Source organism: Streptomyces hyderabadensis, assembly GCF_020404845.1.
Classification (GTDB): domain Bacteria; phylum Actinomycetota; class Actinomycetes; order Streptomycetales; family Streptomycetaceae; genus Streptomyces; species Streptomyces hyderabadensis.
The window spans coordinates 141,836-164,519 of the sequence record NZ_JAIOJZ010000008.1 but is presented as its reverse complement, the minus strand read 5'-3'; the positions used below and the strand labels follow the sequence as shown (position 1 = coordinate 164,519).

Here is a 22,684-nt window from a genome sequence, read left to right as displayed (position 1 = left end):
TGACTAGCGGTCGAGGACCAGCGCGAGGCCCTGGCCGACGCCGATGCAGAGGGTGGCGATGCCGGTGCCGCTCCCCTTGCGGGCGAGCTGGTGGGCGACGGTGCCGGCGAGGCGGGCGCCGGAGGCGCCGAGCGGGTGGCCGAGGGCGATGGCGCCGCCCTGCGGGTTGAGCACCGCGGGGTCGAACTCGGGCCACTCGGCGACGCAGCCCAGCACCTGGGCGGCGAAGGCCTCGTTGAGTTCGAGCACGTCGAGGTCGGCGAAGGTCCGTCCGGCCCGGGCGAGTGCGCGGTTCACCGCCTGGACGGGGGCGAGGCCGAAGTACTGCGGGTCGGTGGCCGAGATCCCGGTGGCCGAGACCCGGGCGAGCGGCTCGCGCCCGGTGGCCTTGAGACCCTCCTCGTCGACCAGGAGCAGCGCGGCGGCACCGTCGTTGAGCGGGGAGGCGTTCCCGGCGGTCACCGTCCCGTCGGTCTTCCGGAACGACGGCCTGAGCTTCGCCATCGCCTCCAGGGAGGCGTCCGCGCGTACGCACTCGTCGGCGGCGAAGTCCACCGGGTCGCCCTTGCGGCGCGGCACGGGGACGGGGGCCAGCTCGGTCTCGAAGAGGCCGTCGGCCTGGGCGCGGGCCGCCTTCCGGTGCGAGCCGAGGGCGTACTCGTCCTGCTGCTCGCGGGTGATCTTGTGCTTGTCGGCGATCAGCTCCGCCGACTCGCCGAGCGGGATGGTCCACTGCGGGTCCATCGCCGGGTTGACCATGCGCCAGCCCAGGGTGGTCGAGTACATCTCGGTGTGTCCGGCCGGGAAGGGCCGGTCCGGCTTGGGCAGCACGTACGGCGCCCGGGTCATCGACTCCACGCCGCCCGCGAGCGCGACCGAGGCGTCGCCGACCGCGATGGCGCGCGCGGCCTGGATCACCGCTTCGAGGCCGGAGGCGCACAGCCGGTTCACCGTGACGCCGGGGACGGTGGTGGGCAGGCCGGCCAGGAGGGCGGCCATGCGGGCGACGTTGCGGTTCTCCTCGCCGGCGCCGTTGGCGTTCCCGAAGTACACGTCGTCGATCCGGGACGGGTCCAGGTCAGGGGTGCGGCCGAGGAGTTCCCGGATCGCGTGCGCGGCGAGGTCGTCCGGGCGCACGCCCGCCAGACCTCCGTTGTACCTGCCGAACGGGGTGCGCACCGCGTCGACGATGTAGACGTCCCTCACTTCAGTCCCTCCGCGACGGCGAGCTTGGCATCGGTCTTGGCGACGACCTCGTCGACGTCGACGCCGGGGGCGGTCTCCACCAGGACCAGGCCGTCGGCGGTGACGTCGAGGACGCCCAGGTCGGTGATGACGCGGTTGACGCAGGCCTTGCCGGTGAGCGGCAGGGCGCACTCCTGAAGGATCTTGGGGGAGCCGTCCTTGGCGGTGTGGGTCATCACCACGATGACCGTGCGGGCCCCGTGCACCAGGTCCATCGCGCCGCCGATCCCGGTGATCATCTTCCCGGGGATGGCCCAGTTGGCCAGGTCACCGGCGGCGGAGACCTGCATCGCGCCGAGCACCGCCACGTCGATGTGCCCGCCCCGGATCATGCCGAAGGACAGGGCCGAGTCGAAGAAGGCGGCACCGGGGCGGACGGTGACCGTCTCCTTGCCCGCGTTGATCAGGTCGGGGTCCACCTCGGCCTCGGTGGGGTACCGGCCGGTGCCCAAGATGCCGTTCTCCGACTCCAGGGTGACCTCGACGCCCTCGGGGAGGTAGTTCGGGATCAGGGTGGGCAGGCCGATGCCGAGGTTGACGTACTGGCCGTCCGTCAGCTCCAGCGCGGCCCGGGCGGCCATCTCTTCACGCGTCCAGGCCATCAGGAAGTCACCGTCCGCTTCTCGATCTTCTTGTCGGCGGCCTGCTCGGGGGTGAGCGCCACCACCCGCTGGACGAAGATCCCCGGCAGGTGCACCGCGTCCGGGTCGATGCCGCCCGGCTCGACCAGCTCCTCCACCTCGGCGATCGTCACCCGGCCGGCCATCGCGGCCAGCGGGTTGAAGTTGCGGGAGGACTTCGCGAAGACCAGGTTGCCGTGCCGGTCGCCCTTGGCCGCGCGGACCAGCGCGAAGTCCGTGCGGATGCCGCGCTCCAGGACGTACTGGGTCCCGTCGAACTCGCGGACCTCCTTCGGCGGCGAGGCCAGCGCGACGCCGCCGGACCCGTCGTACCGCCACGGCAGCCCGCCGTCGGCGACCTGGGTGCCGACCCCGGCCGGGGTGTAGAAGGCGGGGATGCCCGCGCCGCCGGCCCGCAGCCGCTCGGCCAGGGTGCCCTGGGGGATCATCTCCACCTCCAGCTCCCCGCCGAGGTACTGGCGGGCGAACTCCTTGTTCGCGCCGATGTAGGACCCGGTCACCCGGGCGATGCGCCCGGCGGCCAGCAGGACGGCCAGCCCGGAGTCCATCGCCCCGCAGTTGTTGGAGACCACCGACAGCCCGCCGGTCCCGCGCTCGTACAGCGCCTGGATCAGCACGTTCGGCACACCGCTCAGCCCGAAACCGCCCACCGCGAGCGACGCGCCGTCGGGCACGTCGGCCACCGCCGCACCGGCCGTGGCCACCACCTTGTCCATCCGAGAAGCCCCATCTCTTCCGCGCGCCCCGGGGACCAGATAGTCAGGGCACTGAGTATTCAAGCGAGGTTTCCCACACGCTGCCACCGGACGGCCGGGGCGTCAAGACCTACAAAATGCGAGGTAGGCCCTATGCGGCGTTCTGGAGCGTCCGCACTCGGTGCCGTGTATCGTCAGTGCACCGATGAAAGTCACCCAGGGGAGTGCGCGCATGGCAGCGGTCGATCTGGCCACCCACCCCGGCCACCTGGCCCGGCGGCTGCAGCAGGCGCACTACCTGCTGTGGAACACGATGGTCTCGGAGGAGACCACCTCGCCGCAGTACGCCGTCCTCAACGCCCTGGTCGCCGAGCCGGGCCTGGACCAGCGGACCGTGGGGGAGAGGGTGGGCCTGGACCGGTCCACCATCGCGGAGGTGGTCAGCCGGCTCGGCCGCCGCGGGCTGCTCGACAAGGTCCGGGACCCGCAGGACGGCCGCCGGTCCCTGCTCCGGCTCACCGACGAGGGGCTGCGCGTCCACCGCAGGCTGGGCGTGCGCATCGCCCGGATGAACCAGGTGTTCCTGGCCCCGCTCGCCGCCGACGAGCAGGCGGTCTTCATCGACCTGATCCGCCGGGTCGCGGACGCCGCGGAAGGGCTCCGCAACCCGGCCGAGCCGACGGCGGCGGCGGGCTGACCGGGGACCTCCCGGTCAGGAGCGCCCGGCGAAGACCACCCACACCTGGCCCTCGGCGAAGTTCAGCGGCTTTCCGTCCCCGGTGGTGAAGGTGGTGCCGTCCGCGGCCGCCCCCCGTTTCCAGGTGGCCTCGTAGGCGCGCCCGTCGCGCAGCACCTCGGCCCGCCCGGAGCCCACCGACTCGACGTACGGCGAATTGCTGCCCCGGAAGTCGCGGAAGTCGGACTCCCGCACCTTCACGTGCTGCACGACGACCGTGGCCGGGGCCAGCCGCCCGCCGTCCGCCGTGCGGGCCGGGGAGCCGTCCAGGGAGACCAGCCACGCCTCCCGGCTCCCGGACCAGGTGAAGGTGAAGCTCGCCGCGGGGTAGCGCACCGTGTGCGAGGACTGGGCCCGGCCGCCCGCCGGGGCCTTGCCGTAGGTGAAGCCGGTGGTGAGGGCGGCGGCTCCCGAGGGCTTGTCCAGCAGCTCGCCCGGGTGCAGGTAGAGGTTGTGCGGGGCCTGCCGGTCCGCGGCGCGGACATAGGCGTCGGAGTCCTCGCCCGGCGGCTCCGCGCGCAGCGGCGCCTCGTCGATGAGCGGCAGCAGCTTGGACTGCGCGCCGGAGAACGCCAGCACCGGCCGGTCGAACTGGCCGAGCAGCTCCAGGTCGGACTCGCGGGCGCTGCGCACCGGCCCCACCGACGCGGGCAGCTCGGTGGCGTAGATCGCCATCAGCCGGCTCAGTCCGGCCTCCACCGGCTCGGCGTAGACGACGTCCGCGGCCTCCAGGCCGGTCTGCGGGCGGGCCGCGCGCACGTTGTCGACCTTGACGGCGAGCACCGGGCCGGAGGCGGGGGCCGCGCTGTGCGAGCGCGCCGGTTCCGGCGCCCGGGCGTCCTCCTTCGCGCCGGGCCCCGTCGTGCAGCCCGCCGCGGCCAGCGAGACCGCCACCGCCGCCGTCAGCAGGGCGGCGTACCGGCTCCTGCGCGTCCCTCGTCGCATCCCGACCATCCGTCCACCCATCCCGTGTCATTGATTGTGCGCTTCTTGAAGCATTTAGTGCCATACCTGACTGAATCCGATACGGCACACGGAACGAGGCAGATAATCCGCTGTTCGGCCGAAAAGGCCGCCGGGTTCGGCGACGGGAGCCCCGGGGTACCCGGCCGCCACGCAGAACCGACGCGCACGGCGACGGAGGGAGCGCGGGGCGATGAAGGCAGTGACATGGCAGGGCAAGCGGGACGTCCGGGTGGAGGAGGTGCCCGACCCGAGGATCCAGGAGCCGACGGACGCCGTCATCCGCGTCACGTCCTCCGGGCTGTGCGGCTCCGACCTGCACCTCTACGAAGTGCTCACGCCGTTCATGACGCCGGGCGACATCCTCGGCCACGAGCCCATGGGCATCGTGGAGGAGGTCGGTTCCGAGGTGACGAACCTGAAGCCGGGCGATCGGGTCGTGGTGCCGTTCCAGATCGCGTGCGGGCACTGCTACATGTGCGACACCGGGTTGCCGACCCAGTGCGAGACCACCCAGGTCACCGGTGAGGGCATGGGCGCCCCGCTGTTCGGCTACACCCGGCTGTACGGCGCGGTGCCCGGCGGCCAGGCCGAGTACCTGCGCGTGCCGCAGGCCCAGTACGGCCCGATCAAGGTGCCCGAGGGCCCGGCCGACGACCGCTTCGTCTACCTCTCCGACGTCCTGCCCACCGCCTGGCAGGCGGTGGAGTACGCGTCCGTCCCGCAGGGCGGCAGCGTCGCCGTGCTCGGCCTCGGTCCGATCGGCGACATGGCCTGCCGGATCGCCCGGCTCAAGGGAGTCGAGCAGGTCTTCGGCGTGGACCTGGTGCCCGAGCGGCTGGAGCGGGCCCGCGCACGCGGCGTGGAGACCTACGACCTGCGGTCCTTCGACAACGAGAAGGAACTCGTCGCCGCGATCCAGGACCGGACGGACGGCCGCGGTCCCGACGCGGTGATCGACGCGGTCGGCACCGAGGCGCACGGCGGCGCCGTGGCGAAGCTGGTGCAGCAGACCGCCGCGGTGATGCCGCGGGCCATCGGCAGCCCCCTGGCGGAGCGGTTCAGCGTCGACCGGATGGCCGCGCTCTACACCGCGATCGACCTGGTGCGCCGCGGCGGCACCATCTCGCTGTCCGGCGTGTACGGCGGCATGGCCGACCCGATGCCGATGCTCACCCTGTTCGACAAGCAGGTGCAGCTGCGGATGGGCCAGGCCAACGTGCGCCGCTGGAGCGACGAGATCGTCCCGTACCTGACCGACCAGGACCCGCTCGGCGTCGACGGCTTCGCCACCCACCGGGTGCCGCTGGCGGACGCGCCGCACGCCTACGAGATGTTCCAGAAGAAGCAGGACGGCGCGGTCAAGGTGCTGATGAAGCCGTAGGCGCCCGGGCGGCGGCGGGTCAGGGCCCGCCGAGGATCTCCGCCAGGTCGTAGCGGACCGGCTCCTCCAGCTGCGCGTACGTGCAGCTCTCCGGGGTCCGGTCCGGGCGCCAGCGACGGAAGCGGGCCGTGTGCCGGAAGCGCGCCCCGTTCTCCATGTGGTCGTACGCCACCTCGACCACCCGCTCGGGGCGCAGCGGCACCCAGGACAGGTCCTTCTTGCCCGACCAGCGGCTGGGAGCGCCCGGCAGCCGCGCCGACTCGTGCGCGGCTTCCTCCGCCCACGCGGCCCACGGATGCCCGGCGGAGTCGTCCATGCGCAGCGGCTCCAGCTCGTCCACCAGCTCCGCCCGGCGCTTCATGGTGAAGGCGGCCGACACCCCCACGTGCTGGAGCACCCCCCGGTCGTCGTACAGCCCGAGCAGCAGTGAGCCGACCACCGGGCCGGTCTTGTGGAAGCGGTACCCGGCGACGACCACGTCGGCCGTCCGCTCGTGCTTGATCTTGAACATGGCCCGCTCGTCCTGCCGGTACCGAAGGTCGAGCGGCTTGGCGACGACACCGTCGAGCCCCGCCCCCTCGTACTGCTCGAACCACCGCCGGGCCACCTCGATGTCGTCCGTCGCCGGCGCCACGTGCACCGGCGGCGTCACCCCCGACAGCGCCCGCACCAGCAGCGCCCGCCGGTCGGCCAGCCCCACGTCGAGCAGCGACTCGTCGTCCAGGGCCAGCAGGTCGAAGGCGACCAGCGAGGCCGGGGTGCGCTCCGCCAGCGTCCGCACCCGGGAGTCGGCCGGATGGATCCGCTCGGTCAGTGCGTCGAAGTCGAGATGCCCGTCCCGAGCGATCACGATCTCCCCGTCCACCACGCACCGCTCGGGCAACCGCTCCCGCACCGCCGTCACCAGCTCCGGGAAGTACCTGGTCAACGGCTTGCCGGTGCGGCTGCCCAGCTCCACCTCATCGCCGTCGCGGAACACGATCGCGCGAAAGCCGTCCCACTTCGCCTCGTAGTGCATCCCCGGCGGGATCTTCGCCACGGACTTGGCGAGCATCGGCTTCACGGGCGGCATGACGGGGAGGTCCATGGTCCGATTCTGTACGCCCGCGCCCCCGGACGCCTGATATGCGAAGCTCCCGTGCTGCGCCTACCGTGGCTCGCATGGCGGAAGCGGTGGAACTGGAGGCGGGCGGCCGGACCGTGCGGCTGTCCAGCCCGGGGAAGGTCTTCTTCCCGGAGGACGGCTACACCAAGCTCGACGTGGCCCGGTACTACCAGGCCGTCGCCCCCGGCATCCTGCGCGCCCTGCGCGAGCGGCCCACCACCCTGCAGCGCTACCCCGACGGCATCACCGGCGAGTGGTTCTACCAGAAGCGCGCGCCCAAGGGCATGCCCGACTGGATCCCGACCGCGCACATCACCTTCCCCAGCGGACGCAGCGCCGACGAGATGTGCCCCACCGAGGAGGCGGCCGTCCTGTGGGCCGCCCAGTACGGCACCCTCACCTTCCACCCCTGGCCGGTGCGCCGCGACGACGTGGACCACCCCGACGAACTGCGCATCGACCTCGATCCGCAGCCCGGCACCGACTACGACGACGCCGCCCGCGCCGCCCACGAACTGCGCGCCGTGCTGGAGGAGTTCGGCGGGCTGCGCGGCTGGCCCAAGACCTCCGGCGGACGCGGCATCCACGTCTTCGTGCCGATCGAACCGCGCTGGACCTTCACCCAGGTGCGGCGCGCCGCGATCGCCGTCGGCCGCGAGATGGAACGGCGGATGCCCGAGCGGGTCACCATCAAGTGGTGGAAGGAGGAGCGCGGCGAGCGCATCTTCATCGACTACAACCAGACCGCCCGCGACCGCACCATCGCCTCCGCCTACTCCGTGCGGCCCCGTCCGGGTGCCCCGGTCTCCGCGCCGCTGACCTGGGACGAGGTGGGCGTCGCGCACCCGCGGGACTTCGACATCACGACCATGCCCGCGCGCTTCGCCGAACTCGGCGACGTGCACGCGGGCATGGACGACACGAGGTACGCCCTCGACGCGCTGCTGGAGCTGGCGACGAAGGACGAGCACGACCACGGGCTCGGTGATCTGCCGTACCCGCCCGAGTATCCGAAGATGCCGGGCGAGCCGAGCCGGGTCCAGCCCAGCCGGGCCAGGAAGAAGGCTCCCGGCCCGGACTGAGCCCCGATCACCGGGTTCCTACAGGTCCTTGATCCGGACGTCGCGGTAGGAGACCACGTCCGAGGTGCTGTGCACCTGCAGTCCGATGTAGCCGGAGGCGAACCGCCGCCCGTCGGTGCCCGGGTCGTCCGAGCGCTCGGGGTAGAAGGTCTGGCCGCCGAAATTGTCGAACTCGTTGATCAGCACGCCGTTGCGGTAGACCGAGTAGTGCTGGTCCACCACCCGGATCTCGTAGTCGTTCCAGGTGCCCTTCTCCGTCACGCCCGCGCCGGCCAGGCCGACCCGGTCGAATCCGTAGACCGAGCCCGTCTTGTACATGTCGCCGGTCGGGCTGTCGAACACCTGCACCTCGTGCCCGTACTTGATGGCGACCCACTCCGGCCGGGACTCCTCCGGGTGGTCGTGCACCTGCGGGAAGCGCACGAAGACGCCGCCGTTGGTGTTCGCCGTGCCCGGCGCGTCGTCCCGCCACTGGAGCTTCAGCGAGAAGTCGCCGTACTTGCGCTCGGGGAACCACAGCATGCCCATGCCGGGCGTGCTGGTGCTGGAGGTGATCGAGCCGTCCGCGTTCAGCCCGAACGAACCGCCGCCCACCTGCTCCCACTTGGCGAAGGACTCCTGGCTGCCGTCGAGGATCGCGCGGTAGCCCTCGGTCTGGCCGGGCAGCCCGATCTTCGACTGCTTGGCCGCCTTGTTGATCGCCCGGTACTCCCGCTTGTCGACGACGCCCTCGTCCAGGAGGCCGTCCATGACCTCACGGACGTGCTTGAGGAACAGCGCCTGGGACGTCCACTCCTTCTCGTCCTCGATCATCTCGTTGATCCGGCACCGGTTGTTGGTGACCCGGTTCGGCACCCCGGAGTCCACCGTGCCGACGATCACCGTGAGGCGCTCGTCGTACTCCGGGCAGGGCGGCGCCGGCACTCCGCCGGCCACCACCGAGAAGCTCACGGTCAGCGGCTCGGAGGTGTTGCCGGCCTTGTCGCTCGCCCGGTACGCCACGGTGTGCCGGCCCACCCGGTCCACCACCACCGGGTCGGTGTACGCCAGGTAGGGCCCGGCGTCCAGCGAGTACTCCACCCCGGCGACCCCGGAACCGCCCTCGTCCGTGGCGTTCACGGTCACCTTCGCGCTGCCGACGTAGGCGCCGTCGGAGTTCTTGGTGCCGTCCACGGTCGCGCCGGTCACCGGCGGGGTGGTGTCCTGCGGGGGAGCGGCGGCCACGGTGAAGGCGACGCTCTTCTCCGCGGCGACGTTGCCCGCCTTGTCGGTGGCCCGGTAGCGCACGGTGTGCTCGCCGACCTCGTGCACCATGACCGGCGCCGTGTACGCCGTCCAGGCGCCGTCGCCGACCGCGTACTCGATGGTGTTGACGCCGGAACCGGTGTCGGAGGCGGTGACGGTCACCGTCGCCATGTCGATGTAGGCACCGTCCGCGTTCTTCTCACCGCTGACCGTCGCCGAGGTCTCCGGCGCGGTCGTGTCGTCGGTGTCCGGCGCGGCCACGGCGAACGTGACGCTCTTCTCCTCGGCCGCGTTGCCCGCCTTGTCGAAGGCCCGGTAGCGCACCGTGTGCTCGCCGACCTGGTCGACGACGACCGGCGTGGTGTACGGCTGCCAGGCACCGTCGGCACCGAGGGCGTACTCGATCCGCTCGACGCCGGAGCCGCCCTCGTCGGTGGCGGCGAGCGTCACGGTCGCGGAGCCGACGTAGGCGCCGTCCGCGTTCTGCGTGCCGCCCACCTCCGCCGACGTCGCGGGAGCCGTGGTGTCCTCGCCACCGCCGCCCTCGGTCACCACGAGCACGCCCTTCATCTCCCCGTGGCCGGGGATCGTGCAGTGGTAGAGGTACTTGCCGGGGGTGAGGGTGACCTCGGCGGTGTGCTTGCCGCCCTGGTCGTCGAAGGGGTTGGCCAGGATGTTGAGCTGCACGTCCTGGTTGTACTCGGGGTCGCTGGTCACGAACGTCAGCGTGTGCGGCATGCCGGTGGTGTTGCCGGTCGCCTCACTGTTCTCGAAGACGATCGTGGCCGGTCCGGCCACCGCCGTCTCGGGCGCCGACGTGTACTTGGTGATGTCGTCGCCCGCGGTCCAGGTCAGCACCTGGTCGGCGGCGGCCGCGGCGGGCGCCGCCGCGGGCTGCCCGGAGGCGGACGTCGCCTGCAGCCCGAGCACCATCAGCAGGCCGGCCAGCAGCGCGGCCCACATTCTTCGTTGGCGTATCACTCGGTCCCCCTCGCCAGCTGGTCGGCGGCCGGCGTCGGGCCGCCGCCCTCGTAGGTGACCCGCCACAGGGCCGACTTGGAGTCCGAGGTGAAGAAGCCGCGCCCGTAGTCGAGGACGTACAGCGCGCCGTCCGGGCCGAACTTCCAGCCCATCAGGTTCTTGATGCCGTCGTTGCCGACCGGCACGATCTTCTTCAGGGACTCCGAGTGCACCGGCAGACCGCCGTCGCCCTGCGTCTTCGGGTCCATCAGCACCGCGTTGCGCGGCTGGTCGGCGTCGTAGAAGTCACCGACGAACCACTTGCCGTCCCAGTACGCGGGCCACTTGGTGTCACTGGTGCTGTCCGCGTCGTAGCGGTAGACCGGGCCGTTCATCGCGGCCTGGCCGCCGCCCTTGAGCCAGGGCAGCCGGTAGACGGCCTCGTCCTGCTCGTACGACGGGACCCCGTTCTCGTCGCGCGGGAAGTCGGGGCCGCCGCCCTGGGGCGAGTACCAGATGTTGTTGCCGGTCACCGGCGGCAGGTTGACCAGGCCGTCGTTGTTCGGCGACTCGTTCTTCGGGTGGTCGCAGTCGTACCAGCCCAGCGGCTTGGACGGGTCCGGCAGGTTCCGGTCCCGGTACGGCTGCTTGTTGCCCATGCAGTACGGCCAGCCCCGGTTGCTCGCCTTGGTGATGGTGGCGAACGTGTCGTACTTGGCAGGACCCCACGTCGGCGACGGAGCACCGGCGTCCGGGCCGACCCAGCCGGCGTACAGGGTGTCGGTCTTCTTGTCGACGGAGATGCGCGCCGGGTTGCGCACCCCCATCACGTAGATCTCCCCGCGCGTCTTGCCGCCGCCCTCGGCGGTCTCCTTGCCGGTGAAGAGATTGCCCTCGGGGAGCGTGTACGTCCCGTCCGGCTCCGGGTGGATGCGCAGGATCTTGCCGTTGAGGTTGTTGGTGTTGCCGGCGGTGCGGCGCGCGTCGGCGAAGGACACGCCCTTGAAGTTGGGCTCCGGGTTGTTGCCGGAGTAACCGTCGCTGAAGCCACTGGAGTTGTTGTCACCGGTGGCGATGTACAGGTTCCCCTTGGAGTCCCAGGCCATCCCGCCGCCCGCGTGGCAGCAGCTGTGGATCTGCACCGGCCACTTGAGCAGCACCTTCTCGCTGCCCATGTCCAGCTTGTCGGTCGCCCGGTCGAGGGTGAAGCGGGAGACCCGGCGCTCGGCCATGTGGGTGTCCCGGTTGATCTGGGAGTGCGGGGTGTAGTGCAGGTACACCCACCCGTTCTCCTCGAACTTCGGGTCCAGCTCGATGCCGAGCAGGCCCTCCTCGACCTTGGTCAGCTCATCGCCGCCGCCCTTGTTGCCGAAGACGGTGAGCGCGCCCGCGAGGGTGACCTTGTCGGTCTTCGGGTCCCAGACGTGGATCTCGCCCGTGCCCTTGCCGACGTCCGGGTCGTTCCAGTCGGTCACCACGGGGTGGGAGGAGTCCGTGCCGCCGCGGCCGATGTAGAAGACGCGGCCGTCGGGGGCGGTGACCAGGCCGTGCGGCTCGCCGATCTGGTCGTTCTGGCCTGGCTGGTTGGGGTCGGTGAGCCGCTCGGCCTTGTAGTTGGCGTTGATGGTCGCCTTGCAGTCGGCCTGGGAGAGCCGGGTCGTCCACAGCAGGGCGCCGCGCAGATGGGTGCGGAAGTCGGTCTCGTCGTACGACGACACCGTGCCGCCCATGCCGGTGTAGAACGACCGGCCGCCGTCGTAGTCCCGGCACCAGCTGACCGGGTGGTCGGCCCCGTTGGCGCTCGTCCCTGGCGCGTAGGTCGACTCGCGCACCCGGGCCACGGTGTGGACCTCGCCGGACGGGTTCTTCTGCCAGTTCAGCCACTCGTCGGGGCGCTTCCACTCCAGCGGCAGGTCCTTGGTGGCCGGATGCCGCCGGTCACCGACCTCCACCGTGGCCCGCTGGACCTTGGTGGGACTGCCCGCGGCAGGCCGGGCGCCGACCAGACCGGTGAACCAGTCCGAGTACGGCTCCGCACGGGCCGCGTCGTGGATGCCGACGAACCCGCCGCCGGCCTCCATGTACGCCTCCAGGCCCGCCTCCTGGGCGGGCGTCAGGACGTCGCCGCCGCCGGTCAGGAACACGACCGCGTTGAAGCGGCCGAGCTTCTTCTCGTTGGTGAAGACGTTGGCGTTGTCCGTGGCCTCGACCGTGAACTGCTCCTTGGCAGGTCCGGAGAGGCCGATCCGCTCGATGGCCGCGATGCCGGCGTTCACCACCGGGGACTCGTCCCCGGCCGCGGCGGAACCGTAGAAGATCAGCACCCGTACATTGGCGCCGCCGGGCGGCGACTTGATCGACATCGTTGTCAGGGATGGGTCCGGAGCCGGACGTGCGCTGGCGGCAGGGCCGGCCAGCAGTCCCGCGGCGACGAAAGCGGCGGTGGCGCACGCCGCCCAGCCTCTTCTTCTCGCGCTCAACCCTCTTAAGGGCATGGGCACCTCCTCGGTCACGGCAGCAGCGCCAAGGAAGCTAGACCTCTTTGCGCGGTACGCCAATAGGTATGACCGCAATCGAACGAACTTTGTCCTGAGTGTGGATAAACGCGGCGGCAACCGGTACGGTCCCACAGGCTCATCACAGCCAATCAGGTCCTGGGTCTGCGCACATTCCGTATCGGCGTGGGGAGTTCGGCATGGACAGGCGAGGCTTCAACCGACGGGTACTGCTGGGCGGCGCGGTCGCCGCGACATCGTTGTCCATCGCTCCGGAGGTCGCGGGCGCCGCCCCGGCGGCCAAGGAGGTCACCGCGCCGACGGCACCGGCCGGGGGCGAGGTGAGACACCTCAAGATGTACGCCGAGAAGCTGGCGGACGGCCAGATGGGCTACGGCTTCGAGAAGGGCAAGGCGACCGTGCCGGGCCCGCTGATCGAGCTGAACGAGGGCGACACGGTGCACATCGAGTTCACCAACACCATGGACGTGCGGGCCAGTCTGCACGTCCACGGCCTGGACTACGAGATCTCCAGCGACGGCACCGCGATGAACAAGAGCGACGTGGAGCCCGGCGGCACCCGCACCTACACCTGGCGCACCCACAAACCGGGACGCCGCGAGGACGGCACCTGGCGGCCGGGCAGTGCGGGCTACTGGCACTACCACGACCACGTCGTCGGCACCGAGCACGGCACCGGGGGCATCCGCAACGGCCTGTACGGCCCCGTGATCGTGCGCCGCAAGGGCGACCTGCTGCCGGACGCCACGCACACCATCGTCTTCAACGACATGACCATCAACAACCGCAAGCCGCACACCGGTCCCGACTTCGAGGCCACCGTGGGCGACCGCGTCGAGATCGTCATGATCACGCACGGCGAGTACTACCACACCTTCCACATGCACGGTCACCGCTGGGCGGACAACCGCACCGGCATCCTCACCGGCCCCGATGACCCGAGCCGGGTCATCGACAACAAGATCACCGGCCCGGCGGACTCCTTCGGTTTCCAGATCATCGCGGGGGAGGGGGTGGGCGCGGGGGCGTGGATGTACCACTGCCACGTGCAGAGCCACTCCGACATGGGGATGGTGGGGATGTTCCTGGTGAAGAAGCCGGACGGCACGATCCCCGGGTACGAACCGCACGAGCACGGCGGGACGACCGCGCAGGGCGGGGCGACCGCGCGGAGCGATGAAGCCGGGGAGGGCGCGGAGCCGACCGGCGAGGCACCCGCCCACGAACACCACCACTGAGCCGACGACGGCACGACGGCCGGACGGCAGGACGGCCGGTGACCGCACCGGCCCCCTGCGCACACGGCGTTTCCGCTCCCCGGAGCGCACCCCCTCCCGCCCGCGGCCTGCCGCTATCCTGAGCCGCAGCCGCCGAGGGGAGTCGTCCGTGACCGAGACCGCGCCGCGCCCCACGCTGGAGGCCGTGGCCGAGCGCGCCGGGGTCTCGCGGGCCACCGTGTCCCGCGTGGTCAACGGCGCCCACGGGGTGCGGGAAGCGCTGGCCGAGCGGGTCCGGCGCGCGGTGGAGGAACTCGGATACGTGCCCAACCAGGCCGCCCGCTCCCTGGTGACCAGGCGGCACCAGGCCGTCGCCGTCGTCGCCGCGGAACCGGAGGCACGGGTGTTCGCCGACCCGTACTTCGCCCAGCAACTGCGCGGTATCAGCAAGGAACTGACGGCCCACGACAACCAGCTCGTGCTGCTGCTCACCGAGGGCCGCGAGGACCACGCCCGGGTCGGGCGCTACCTGGCCGGCGGACACGTCGACGGCGCCCTCGTCTTCTCCCTGCACCTGCACGACCCGCTGCCCGGTCTCGTGCGCAGCGCCGGCGTGCCGACCGTCTTCGGCGGGCGCCCCGACTGGGACGAGGGGCGGGACGACGTGGTCTACGTGGACAGCGACAACCGCGGCGGCGCCCGGTCGGCCGTCCAGCACCTGGCGGGGCTCGGCCGGACCCGCATCGCGCACATCACCGGCCCGCTCGACCAGACCTCGGCCGCCGACCGGCTCGCGGGCTTCCGCGACGTCCGGACCGGCGCCGATCCGGGCCTGGTCGCACGGGGTGACTTCACCGCGGGCGGCGGTGAGCGGGCGATGCGGGACCTGCTCGACCGGTGCCCCGACCTGGACGCGGTGTTCGCGGCCAACGACCTCACCGCGGCGGGCGCCCTGCGGGTACTGCGCGAGCGGGGGCGGCGGGTGCCGGACGACGTGGCCGTCGTGGGCTTCGACGACATGCTGCCCGTCGCCGAACAGACCGACCCGCCGCTGACCACCGTCCGCCAGGACATCGAGGGCATGGGCCGGCTGATGGCCCGCCTCCTGCTGCGCGGCCTGGACCACGAGACGCCCGACACCGCGGACGCCCCGCCGGGCGTGATCCTGCCGACCACCCTGGTCCACCGAGCCACGGCCTGAACGGCCCGCGCACCGCGCGAGCCCGGTCGGCGCACGGAGGCGGCCACGCCCGGGCCGCCGGAGGGCCGCCTTTCGCGAGCGCGGAGGACCGGGGCCTGCGAGGTCGTCCGCGAGGGGCGGGGGCCGTCCGTGTCGCCACGGCCGGCGCGGTGCGGCGTGAGTCCGGGCGGCGCGGTCTGCTCGGACGCGGGGGCGTGCCCCTGTGCCCCGGGCCGGGCCAGTCTCGGCGACCGGGTGGCAGCCGGAGAGGAGCCCCGGTGTCGGGTGTGTTCGCCGGTCCGGTGGGCTGGGCCCCGACGTGCGTGCGGGGCGTCGGAGCAGCCCTCTTGCGCTAGCCCTGGCGCGGTGCCGGCCTGAGGATCGCGAAGGGGGCGCCGTACGGGTCGGCGAGGCGGGCGACGCGGCCGACGCCCCCGATGTCGGTCGCGGGCATCCGCACCGTGCCGCCCAGCTCCGTGGTCCGGGCGACCGCGGTGTCCGCGTCGTCGACCGCGAAGTACGGCAGCCACCCGGCATCCGTGTCCGCCGGGTCCTCGGCGAGCGGGACGACGCCGCCGAACATGGCGTCCTCGCCCTCTCCGGCCGGATTGACGCAGGTGTAGGAGCCGCCGGGGAAGGACACCGCGGAGGTCTCCAGGCCGAGCACCGCGCGGTAGTACGCGGCGGCGGCCGCGATGTCCGCCGTGTGCAGCTCGACCCAGCACAGCGCGCCCGTCTCGCCGGTCACGTCCAGACCGTTGCGCCGTCCCGGCTGCCAGATGCCGAACGGCAGCCCGGCCCGGTCGGCGAGGATCGCCATCGTGCCCTGGTCCATCACGTCCATCGGCCGCACGAGGACGCCGCCGTGCGCCTGCTCGGACGCCTCGGCCGCGGCGTGGGCGTCCGGGGCCTGGAAGTACACGGTCCAGGACGGCGGGCCCTGCTCCTCGGTCGTCCCCATGCCGCCGGCCACGATCCGGCCGTCGAGCTCGAAGAAGCCGTAGCCCCCGGCCTCCGGCCCCGCCGACCGGAACCGCCAGCCGAAGAGGCCCCCGTAGAAGGACGTGGCGCCGTCGAGGTCCGGGGTGCCGACGTCGAGCCAGTTCGGGGCGCCGGTGACGAAACGGGTGGTGAGCATGATCGCCCTCCTCGGAAGGGTCCCGTTGCCTGCTCTCCCGAGTCTTCCACCGACCACCGGCAACCGCTTCCGCGCGCCGCCGTGCGCCGCCGTGCGCGGCGGAGGACCATCTGATCGGCCGGGGGTGGTGGGCGCGGAGCGTTGATGCCGCGTTGATCGAACGTTTTTCGCCCCCCGGCACGCTGCTGCGCATGCACATCGAGACGACCGCGCCGCCCGACCTCAGCTGGCAGGAGGAAGCGTTGTGCGCGCAGACCGGGGGAGACTTCTTCTTCCCCGAGCCCGGCAGCTCCGTACGGGACGCGAAGCGGATCTGCGCCCTGTGCCCGATCCGCTCGACCTGCCTGGAGTTCGCGCTGAGCAACGACGAGCGGTTCGGCGTCTGGGGCGGCCTGTCGGAGAAGGAGCGGCTGGCCCTGCGGCGCGCCACACCCTGAACGGCACCCGCAGCGCGTGGCCGGGTGCCATGCGGCGGTTCGCCCCGCGCCGGCCGCGCGGGGCGGCCGGGGATCAGCCCGCCGCGCGGGCCGCCATCCGGGCCTTGCGGGCCGCCAGCTTCTCGTCGAACTTGGCGGCCTCGGCGTCCAGCCCGCCCATGTAGAGGCCGAGTTCCTCCTGGGCCCGCTGCCCCTCGGGGCCGAGGCCGTCGATCTCCATGATCTTGAGGAAGCGCAGCACCGGCTGGATCACGTCGTCGTGGTGGATGCGCAGGTTGTAGACCTCGCCGATCGCCATCTGCGCGGCGGCCCGCTCGAAGCCCGGCATGCCGTGACCCGGCATCCGGAAGTTGACGACCACGTCCCGGACCGCCTGCATCGTCAGGTCGGGCGCCAGCTCGAAGGCCGCCTTGAGCAGGTTCCGGTAGAAGACCATGTGCAGGTTCTCGTCGGTCGCGATGCGGGCCAGCATGCGGTCGCAGACCGGATCGCCGGACTGGTGGCCCGTGTTGCGGTGCGAGATGCGGGTGGCCAGCTCCTGGAAGGCCACGTACGCCACCGAGTGCAGCATCGAGTGCCGGTTGTCCGACTCGAAGCCCTCGCTCATGTGGGCCATGCGGAACTGCTCCAGCTGGTCCGGGTCGACCGCGCGCGAGGCGAGCAGGTAGTCGCGCATCACGATGCCGTGCCGGCCCTCCTCGGCGGTCCACCGGTGCACCCAGGTGCCCCAGGCGCCGTCCCGGCCGAAGAGGCTGGCGATCTCGTGGTGGTAGCTGGGCAGGTTGTCCTCCGTCAGCAGGTTCACCACGAGGGCGATCCGGCCGATCTCGGTGACCTTGGACTGCCCCTTCTCCCAGGCCTCGCCGTCCTCGAACAGGCCCGGGAAGTTCCGTCCGTCGCTCCACGGCACGTACTCGTGCGGCATCCAGTCCTTGGCGACCTTCAGATGCCGGTTGAGTTCCTTCTCGACCACTTCCTCCAGCGCGTACAGCAGCCGGGCGTCGGTCCAGTCGGCGGAAGTGCCGAGGTGCGGGGAGACGATCGTCACGGAGAACTCCAGGGGACGTGCGACAGAGCGGAGCAGCCCGGCGAGCGGTGCCGGGAACCTACGGGATCGTAGGCTACGAAACCGTAGGTTACGAGAGCGTAGGTTAAACGCCCTGTAAAGGCCGCTGATCAGCCACTGTCCGGGCGCACCCGACAAGGCCCGAGACCCGCAGGTCCGGGGCCGTAAGGACGCCGTGTGCGGCCCGCTCAGGCGTACAGCTCCCGCAGCCGGACCGAGAGGCAGGTCACACAGCCCTCCAGCTTCTCGAACTCCCCGATGTCGACGAGCACCGGCTCGTGACCGAGGTCGGCGAGCAGCTCCGCCGTCTTCGGCGCGCTCGCGGCCATCAGCAGCTTGCTCCCGCCGAGCAGCACCACGTGCGCCCCCGACTCCTCGGGCACCGGCAGGAAACGCGGGAACAGTGAAGGTACGTCCGTCATCGGGATGTGCCCGATCACCGTCCCGTCCGGCAGCGCGGTGACCGCCGACTTCAGGTGCAGCACCTTGCTCACCGGCACCGCGACCACCCGGGCGCCCAGCGGCTCGAACGCCGCCCGCAGCTGCTGGACGCCGGCCGCGTTGGTGCGCCCGCCGCGCCCCACGTAGATCGTGTCGCCGATCTTCAGGACGTCGCCGCCGTCCAGGGTGCCCGGCTCCCAGACCCAGTTGACCGAGCAGCCCAGCCGGGCCACGGCCTCCTCGACGCCGGCCGTCTCCGCCCGGCGGGACTCGGCGCCGGGCCGGGTGATCAGCGCGACGTTGCGGTACACGACGACCGCGTCCTCGACGAAGACGGCGTCCGGGCAGTCGTCCGCCGCCTCCACCTCCAGCGTCTCCCAGCCGTGCGCTCCGAGGGCCTCGACGTAGGCGTCCCACTGTTCGCGGGCCAGGCCGAGGTCGACCTCCGCCCGCTCGACGTGCGTCACCAGCCCCTCGGCGAGCCGGGGGCCGGGGCGGCGGACGAGGGCCTTCTTGCTGGGCACGCGGGACCTTTCGTGTCGGCGCGGACCGGCGCGTGTCGGGCACCGGAAGGGGGAGGCGCCCGTGACGTGGCGCCGGTTCGCCATCATGCAGCGGGGACCTGTGCCGACGGAACCCCCGTCAGCCCCCCGTAGCCCTCCTGAGATGCTCCGCGGTGCTGGAGCCGCGGGCCGCGAGCAGCTCGCGCGGGGTGCCCTCGAAGATCACCCGGCCGCCGTCCCGTCCCCCGTCCGGACCGAGGTCGATCACCCGGTCGGCGTGCGCCACCACGTCCAGGTTGTGCTCGACGACCACGACCGTGTTGCCGCTGTCCACCAGGCGGTCCAGCAGGGCGAGCAGCCCCTGGACGTCCGACATGTGCAGTCCGGTGGTCGGCTCGTCCAGGACGTAGACCGCGCCGGTGCGGTGCAGCCGGGTCGCCAGCTTGATGCGCTGCCGTTCCCCGCCGGAGAGCGTGGAGAGCGGCTGCCCGAGGGTGAGGTAGGTCAGGCCCACGTCGCGCAGGGCGCGCAGCCTGCGGCGTACGCCGGTGTCGGCGAAGAAGCCGAGGGCCTGGTCGGCGGTCATCGCGAGCACGTCGGCGACGGACCGGCCGTCGACCCTGAGCCGCAGCACCTCCTCCCGGAAGCGGCGCCCCTCGCAGTCGTGGCAGGTGGTCGTCACCGGGTCCATGAAGGCGAGGTCGGTGTGGATGATCCCGCGCCCCTCGCAGGTGCCGCACGCCCCCGCCGAGTTGAAGCTGAAGAACCCCGGCTCGGCACCGGTCTCCCGGGCGAAGACCTTCCGCACCGTGTCCATGATCCCCAGGTACGTCGCCGGGGTGGAGCGGGCCGAGATGCCGATGGCCGACTGGTCGACCACCACGGCGTCCGGGTGGGCGGCGGTCAGCTCCGCGACCAGCGTGCTCTTGCCCGACCCGGCGACCCCGGTGACCGCGGTGAGCACCCCGGTCGCGAACGCCACCGTCACCTCCCGCAGGTTGTGCCGGTCGGCGCCCTTGACCCACAGCTCGCCGGTGGGCGTCCGCACGGTCTCCTTCACCCGCGTACGCCGCCCCAGGCACCGCCCGGTGAGCGTGTCCGAGGCGGCCAGCCGGTCCGGCGTCCCCTCGAACACCACCCGGCCGCCGTCGGCCCCGGCCCCCGGACCCATGTCGACGACGTGGTCGGCCAGCGCGATGACGTCCGGGTCGTGCTCGACCACCAGCACGGTGTTGCCCTTGTCGCGCAGCCGCAGCAGCAGGTCGCCGAGGCGCCCGACGTCCCGCGGGTGCAGCCCGACGCTGGGCTCGTCGAAGATGTACGTCATCCCGGTCAGGCTGGACCCGAGGTGCCGCACGGTCTTCAGCCGCTGCCCCTCGCCGCCGGACAGCGTGGCGGTCTCCCGGTCCAGGCTGAGATAGCCGAGGCCGATCGCCTCCACCCGCTCCAGCGCGGCCACCGCGGCGGCGGCGACGGGCAGGGCCACCGGGTCGTCGATCTCCCGCAGGACGGCGATCAGGTCGGTGATCTGCATCCGCGAGCAGTCGGCGATGGAGCGCCCGCCGATCCGGGTCGCCAGCGCGGCCGCGTTCAGCCGGGCGCCGCCGCAGTCGGGGCAGCGAGCCTCGACCAGGAAGCCGCGCACGACGTCCCGGGTCTTCTCGCTCATGCCGGACAGATCCCGCTTGAGGTACAGCCGTTCGAACCGGTCGGCGAGCCCCTCGTAGTCGGTGCTCCACGTGCCGCCCGAGCCGCTGACGGTGACCTTGCTGCCGGGCCGCCCGCGCATCAGGAAGGCGCGCTCGGCGTCGGTGAAGTCGCCGACCGGCTTGCCGGTGTCCAGCTCCTCCGTGTTGGTGTACGTCTTCCCCTGCCAGGTCCCGGCCGCGAACGGCGGGAAGCGCACCGCCCCGCCCGCCAGCGACCTGGCCGGGTCGAGGATCCGGTCCCAGTCGGGCTGCACCCTGCGGCCCAGGCCGTCGCAGCCGGGGCACATGCCCGACGGGTCGTTGAAGGAGTACGCCGTCGCCCCTCCCGCGCTGGGCGTGCCGTGCCGGGAGAACAGCACCCGCAGCACGGAGTGGATGTCGGTCATCGTGCCGACCGTGGAGCGGGAGTGGCCGCCGACCGGCCGCTGGTCGACGACGATGGCGGGGGTCAGGTCCTCCAGGGCGTCCGCGTGCGGCCGCTCGTACTTGGGCAGCCGGTTGCGCACGAACCAGGTGAACGTCTCGTTCAGCTGGCGCCGCGACTCCACCGCGATCGTGTCGAACACGACCGACGACTTCCCCGACCCCGAAACGCCGGTGAACACGGTCAGCCGGCCCTTCGGGATGCGGAGCGTGACGTCCTGGAGGTTGTTCTCCCTGGCCCCGGTGATGCTGATGAACTCGCTCATCCAGCGGACGCTAGGCTCAATACCCGACAGCTTCCGGCGTGATTTCCTTCAGCTCTCCCTCCTCCAGCAGCAGCCAGCGCGTGATGCCCAGCGACTGGAGGAACGGCAGGTCGTGGCTGGCCACGATCAGCGCCCCCTCGTACGCCTCCAGCGCGCCGGTGAGCTGCCGCACGCTCGCCATGTCCAGGTTGTTGGTCGGCTCGTCCAGCATCAGCAGCTGCGGCGCGGGCTCGGCCAGCATCAGCGCCGCCAGCGCCGCCCGGAAGCGTTCGCCGCCGGACAGCGTGGCGGCCTGCTGGTCGGCGCGGGCACCCCGGAACAGGAAGCGGGCCAGCTGCGCCCTGATCCGGTTGTTGGTGGCACCCGGCGCGAACCGCGCCACGTTCTCCGCCACGCTCAGCCCGTCGTCCAGCACGTCCAGGCGTTGCGGCAGGAACCGCAGCGGCACGTGCGCCGTCGCCTCGCCCGCCACCGGCGCCAGCTCCCCGGCGACGGTGCGCAGCAGCGTGGTCTTGCCCGCGCCGTTGCGCCCGAGGAGCGCGACCCGTTCGGGACCGTGCAGATCGAGACCGCCCGCCATCCGGGCGCCGTACGCCGGCGCCAGCTCGCGCAGGGTCAGCACCGTCCGGCCCGGCGGCACGGCCGTATGCGGCAGGTCGACGCGGATCTCGTCGTCGTCCCGCACGGCCTCCACCGCGTCGTCGAGCCGCTCCCTGGCCTCGGCCAGCTTCTCCTCGTGCATGATGCGGTACTTGCCGGCGGACTGCTGGGCGGTGCGGGCGCGCAGCTTCATCACCGCCCGGGGCTCGCGCTTGGTGTCGTACATCTTCTGTCCGTAGCGCCTGCGCCGGGCCAGGACGACCTGGGCGTCGGCCAGTTCGCGCTGCTGCCGGCGCAGGTCCGACTCGGCCACCCGGACCATGCGCTCGGCCGCCTCCTGCTCCACGGCCAGCGCCTCCTCGTAGGCGGTCAGGTTCCCGCCGTACCAGGCCAGGGAGCCGGAGCGCAGGTCGGCGATCTGGTCGACGCGTTCCAGCAGCTCGCGGTCGTGGCTGACCACGACCATCACCCCCGGCCAGGACTCGACGGCCGCGTACAGCCGCTTGCGGGCGTACACGTCGAGGTTGTTGGTGGGCTCGTCCAGGAGCAGGACGTCGGGACGGCGCAGCAGGAGCGCGGCCAGCCGCAGCAGCACCGACTCGCCGCCCGAGACCTCGCCGACGGTACGGTCGAGGCCGACGTGGCCCAGCCCGAGTCCGCCGAGCGTGGCCAGGGCGCGTTCCTCCACGTCCCAGTCGTCGCCGACGGCCTCGAAGTGCTCCTCGCTCACGTCACCCGCCTCGATGGCGTGCAGCGCGGCCCGCCGGCCGTCGATGCCGAGCGCCTCGTCGACCCGCAGCGCGGTGTCGAGCGTGACGTTCTGCGGCAGGTAACCCACCTCGCCGGCCACCCGGACGGTGCCGTCCGCGGGGGTGAGCCGTCCGGCGATCAGTTTCAACAGGGTGGACTTGCCCGCGCCGTTGACACCGACGAGTCCGGTCCTGCCGGGACCGAAGGCGGCGTCGAGCCCGTCGAAGACGGCGGTGCCGTCGGGCCAGGCGAAGGACAGGGACGTACAGGTGAGCGAAGTGGGGGAAGTGGACATACGGGTCTCCGCGGTTGCTCGAAGCGGTCAGGGGCAAACGCGTATCGAGACACCGGAAGCGGGCGGCCGCCGTCGGACGAGGGGAGG

18 protein-coding genes are annotated in these 22,684 nt (G+C 72.1%); 6 read left to right on the top strand and 12 right to left on the bottom strand.

Annotated elements, in window-relative coordinates; genetic code table 11:
• Positions 1-3: 3 nt before the first annotated feature.
• From K7854_RS09365 to K7854_RS09355, 3 genes are read right to left on the bottom strand one after another with little or no spacing between them, the layout of a single operon-like run.
• Positions 4-1,206 carry a thiolase family protein gene (locus tag K7854_RS09365; RefSeq protein ID WP_226025922.1) on the bottom strand — a complete coding sequence of 401 codons (1,203 nt, stop codon included), beginning with the start codon at positions 1,204-1,206 and terminating at the stop codon, positions 4-6.
• Positions 1,203-1,847: a CoA transferase subunit B gene (locus K7854_RS09360; RefSeq protein ID WP_226025921.1), complete on the bottom strand. Its 645-nt coding sequence runs from the start codon at positions 1,845-1,847 to the stop codon at positions 1,203-1,205. The genes K7854_RS09365 and K7854_RS09360 overlap by 4 nt, the downstream gene beginning before the upstream one ends.
• On the bottom strand, positions 1,847-2,602 hold the full coding sequence (locus K7854_RS09355) for a CoA transferase subunit A (protein ID WP_226025920.1): 756 nt from the start codon (positions 2,600-2,602) through the stop codon (positions 1,847-1,849). The genes K7854_RS09360 and K7854_RS09355 overlap by 1 nt, the downstream gene beginning before the upstream one ends.
• A gap of 211 nt (positions 2,603-2,813) precedes the next feature.
• Here K7854_RS09355 and K7854_RS09350 point away from each other — a divergent pair, with 211 nt between their 5' ends.
• The gene (locus K7854_RS09350; protein WP_226025919.1) at positions 2,814-3,278 is read left to right on the top strand and encodes a MarR family winged helix-turn-helix transcriptional regulator; all 465 of its coding nucleotides are present in this window, start codon (positions 2,814-2,816) and stop codon (positions 3,276-3,278) included.
• A 15-nt stretch (positions 3,279-3,293) separates the two neighbouring features.
• Here the strand turns inward: K7854_RS09350 and K7854_RS09345 are convergent, their stop codons facing one another.
• A complete protein-coding gene (locus K7854_RS09345) occupies positions 3,294-4,262 on the bottom strand; it encodes a DUF3048 domain-containing protein (protein ID WP_226025918.1) in 969 nt (322 codons plus the stop codon).
• A 211-nt stretch (positions 4,263-4,473) separates the two neighbouring features.
• Here K7854_RS09345 and K7854_RS09340 point away from each other — a divergent pair, with 211 nt between their 5' ends.
• The gene (locus K7854_RS09340) at positions 4,474-5,664 is read left to right on the top strand and encodes a zinc-dependent alcohol dehydrogenase (protein WP_226025917.1); all 1,191 of its coding nucleotides are present in this window, start codon (positions 4,474-4,476) and stop codon (positions 5,662-5,664) included.
• A 19-nt stretch (positions 5,665-5,683) separates the two neighbouring features.
• Here the strand turns inward: K7854_RS09340 and K7854_RS09335 are convergent, their stop codons facing one another.
• Positions 5,684-6,751, bottom strand: coding sequence for an ATP-dependent DNA ligase (locus K7854_RS09335; protein ID WP_226025916.1), 1,068 nt, complete (start codon positions 6,749-6,751; stop codon positions 5,684-5,686).
• 74 nt (positions 6,752-6,825) lie between these two features.
• Between K7854_RS09335 and ligD the strand changes: the two genes are divergently transcribed.
• Positions 6,826-7,851 (top strand): non-homologous end-joining DNA ligase, encoded by a 1,026-nt coding sequence (gene ligD / locus K7854_RS09330; RefSeq protein ID WP_226025915.1) that lies wholly within the window; start codon positions 6,826-6,828, stop codon positions 7,849-7,851.
• A gap of 18 nt (positions 7,852-7,869) precedes the next feature.
• Here the strand turns inward: ligD and K7854_RS09325 are convergent, their stop codons facing one another.
• Positions 7,870-10,059, bottom strand: a complete 2,190-nt coding sequence (locus K7854_RS09325) for an OmpL47-type beta-barrel domain-containing protein (RefSeq protein ID WP_226025914.1) — start codon at positions 10,057-10,059, stop codon at positions 7,870-7,872.
• Positions 10,060-10,073: 14 nt separating this feature from the next.
• Entirely contained in the window at positions 10,074-12,551 is a 2,478-nt protein-coding gene (locus K7854_RS09320) for a ThuA domain-containing protein (RefSeq protein WP_372481018.1), read from the bottom strand.
• 200 nt (positions 12,552-12,751) lie between these two features.
• On the opposite strand from K7854_RS09320, the gene K7854_RS09315 reads away from it, so the two are divergent.
• Both K7854_RS09315 and K7854_RS09310 read left to right on the top strand, forming a co-directional pair.
• Positions 12,752-13,810, top strand: a complete 1,059-nt coding sequence (locus K7854_RS09315) for a multicopper oxidase domain-containing protein (protein ID WP_226025912.1) — start codon at positions 12,752-12,754, stop codon at positions 13,808-13,810.
• A 148-nt stretch (positions 13,811-13,958) separates the two neighbouring features.
• Positions 13,959-14,990: a LacI family DNA-binding transcriptional regulator gene (locus K7854_RS09310; RefSeq protein WP_226025911.1), complete on the top strand. Its 1,032-nt coding sequence runs from the start codon at positions 13,959-13,961 to the stop codon at positions 14,988-14,990.
• 331 nt (positions 14,991-15,321) lie between these two features.
• On the opposite strand, the gene K7854_RS09305 is transcribed toward K7854_RS09310, so the two are convergent.
• Complete coding sequence (locus K7854_RS09305; RefSeq protein WP_226025910.1) at positions 15,322-16,107, bottom strand: VOC family protein; 786 nt, start codon at positions 16,105-16,107, stop codon at positions 15,322-15,324.
• Between the two features lie 191 nt (positions 16,108-16,298).
• Between K7854_RS09305 and K7854_RS09300 the strand changes: the two genes are divergently transcribed.
• Complete coding sequence (locus K7854_RS09300) at positions 16,299-16,544, top strand: WhiB family transcriptional regulator (RefSeq protein WP_226025909.1); 246 nt, start codon at positions 16,299-16,301, stop codon at positions 16,542-16,544.
• A gap of 73 nt (positions 16,545-16,617) precedes the next feature.
• On the opposite strand, the gene K7854_RS09295 is transcribed toward K7854_RS09300, so the two are convergent.
• The 4 genes from K7854_RS09295 to K7854_RS09280 form a co-directional block, all read right to left on the bottom strand.
• Entirely contained in the window at positions 16,618-17,592 is a 975-nt protein-coding gene (locus K7854_RS09295; protein WP_226025908.1) for an acyl-ACP desaturase, read from the bottom strand.
• Positions 17,593-17,798: 206 nt separating this feature from the next.
• Complete coding sequence (ddaH, locus tag K7854_RS09290) at positions 17,799-18,575, bottom strand: dimethylargininase (protein WP_226025907.1); 777 nt, start codon at positions 18,573-18,575, stop codon at positions 17,799-17,801.
• Positions 18,576-18,693: 118 nt separating this feature from the next.
• On the bottom strand, positions 18,694-20,952 hold the full coding sequence (locus K7854_RS09285; RefSeq protein ID WP_226025906.1) for an ATP-binding cassette domain-containing protein: 2,259 nt from the start codon (positions 20,950-20,952) through the stop codon (positions 18,694-18,696).
• Between the two features lie 16 nt (positions 20,953-20,968).
• On the bottom strand, positions 20,969-22,597 hold the full coding sequence (locus K7854_RS09280; RefSeq protein ID WP_226025905.1) for an ABC-F family ATP-binding cassette domain-containing protein: 1,629 nt from the start codon (positions 22,595-22,597) through the stop codon (positions 20,969-20,971).
• Positions 22,598-22,684: the final 87 nt, after the last annotated feature.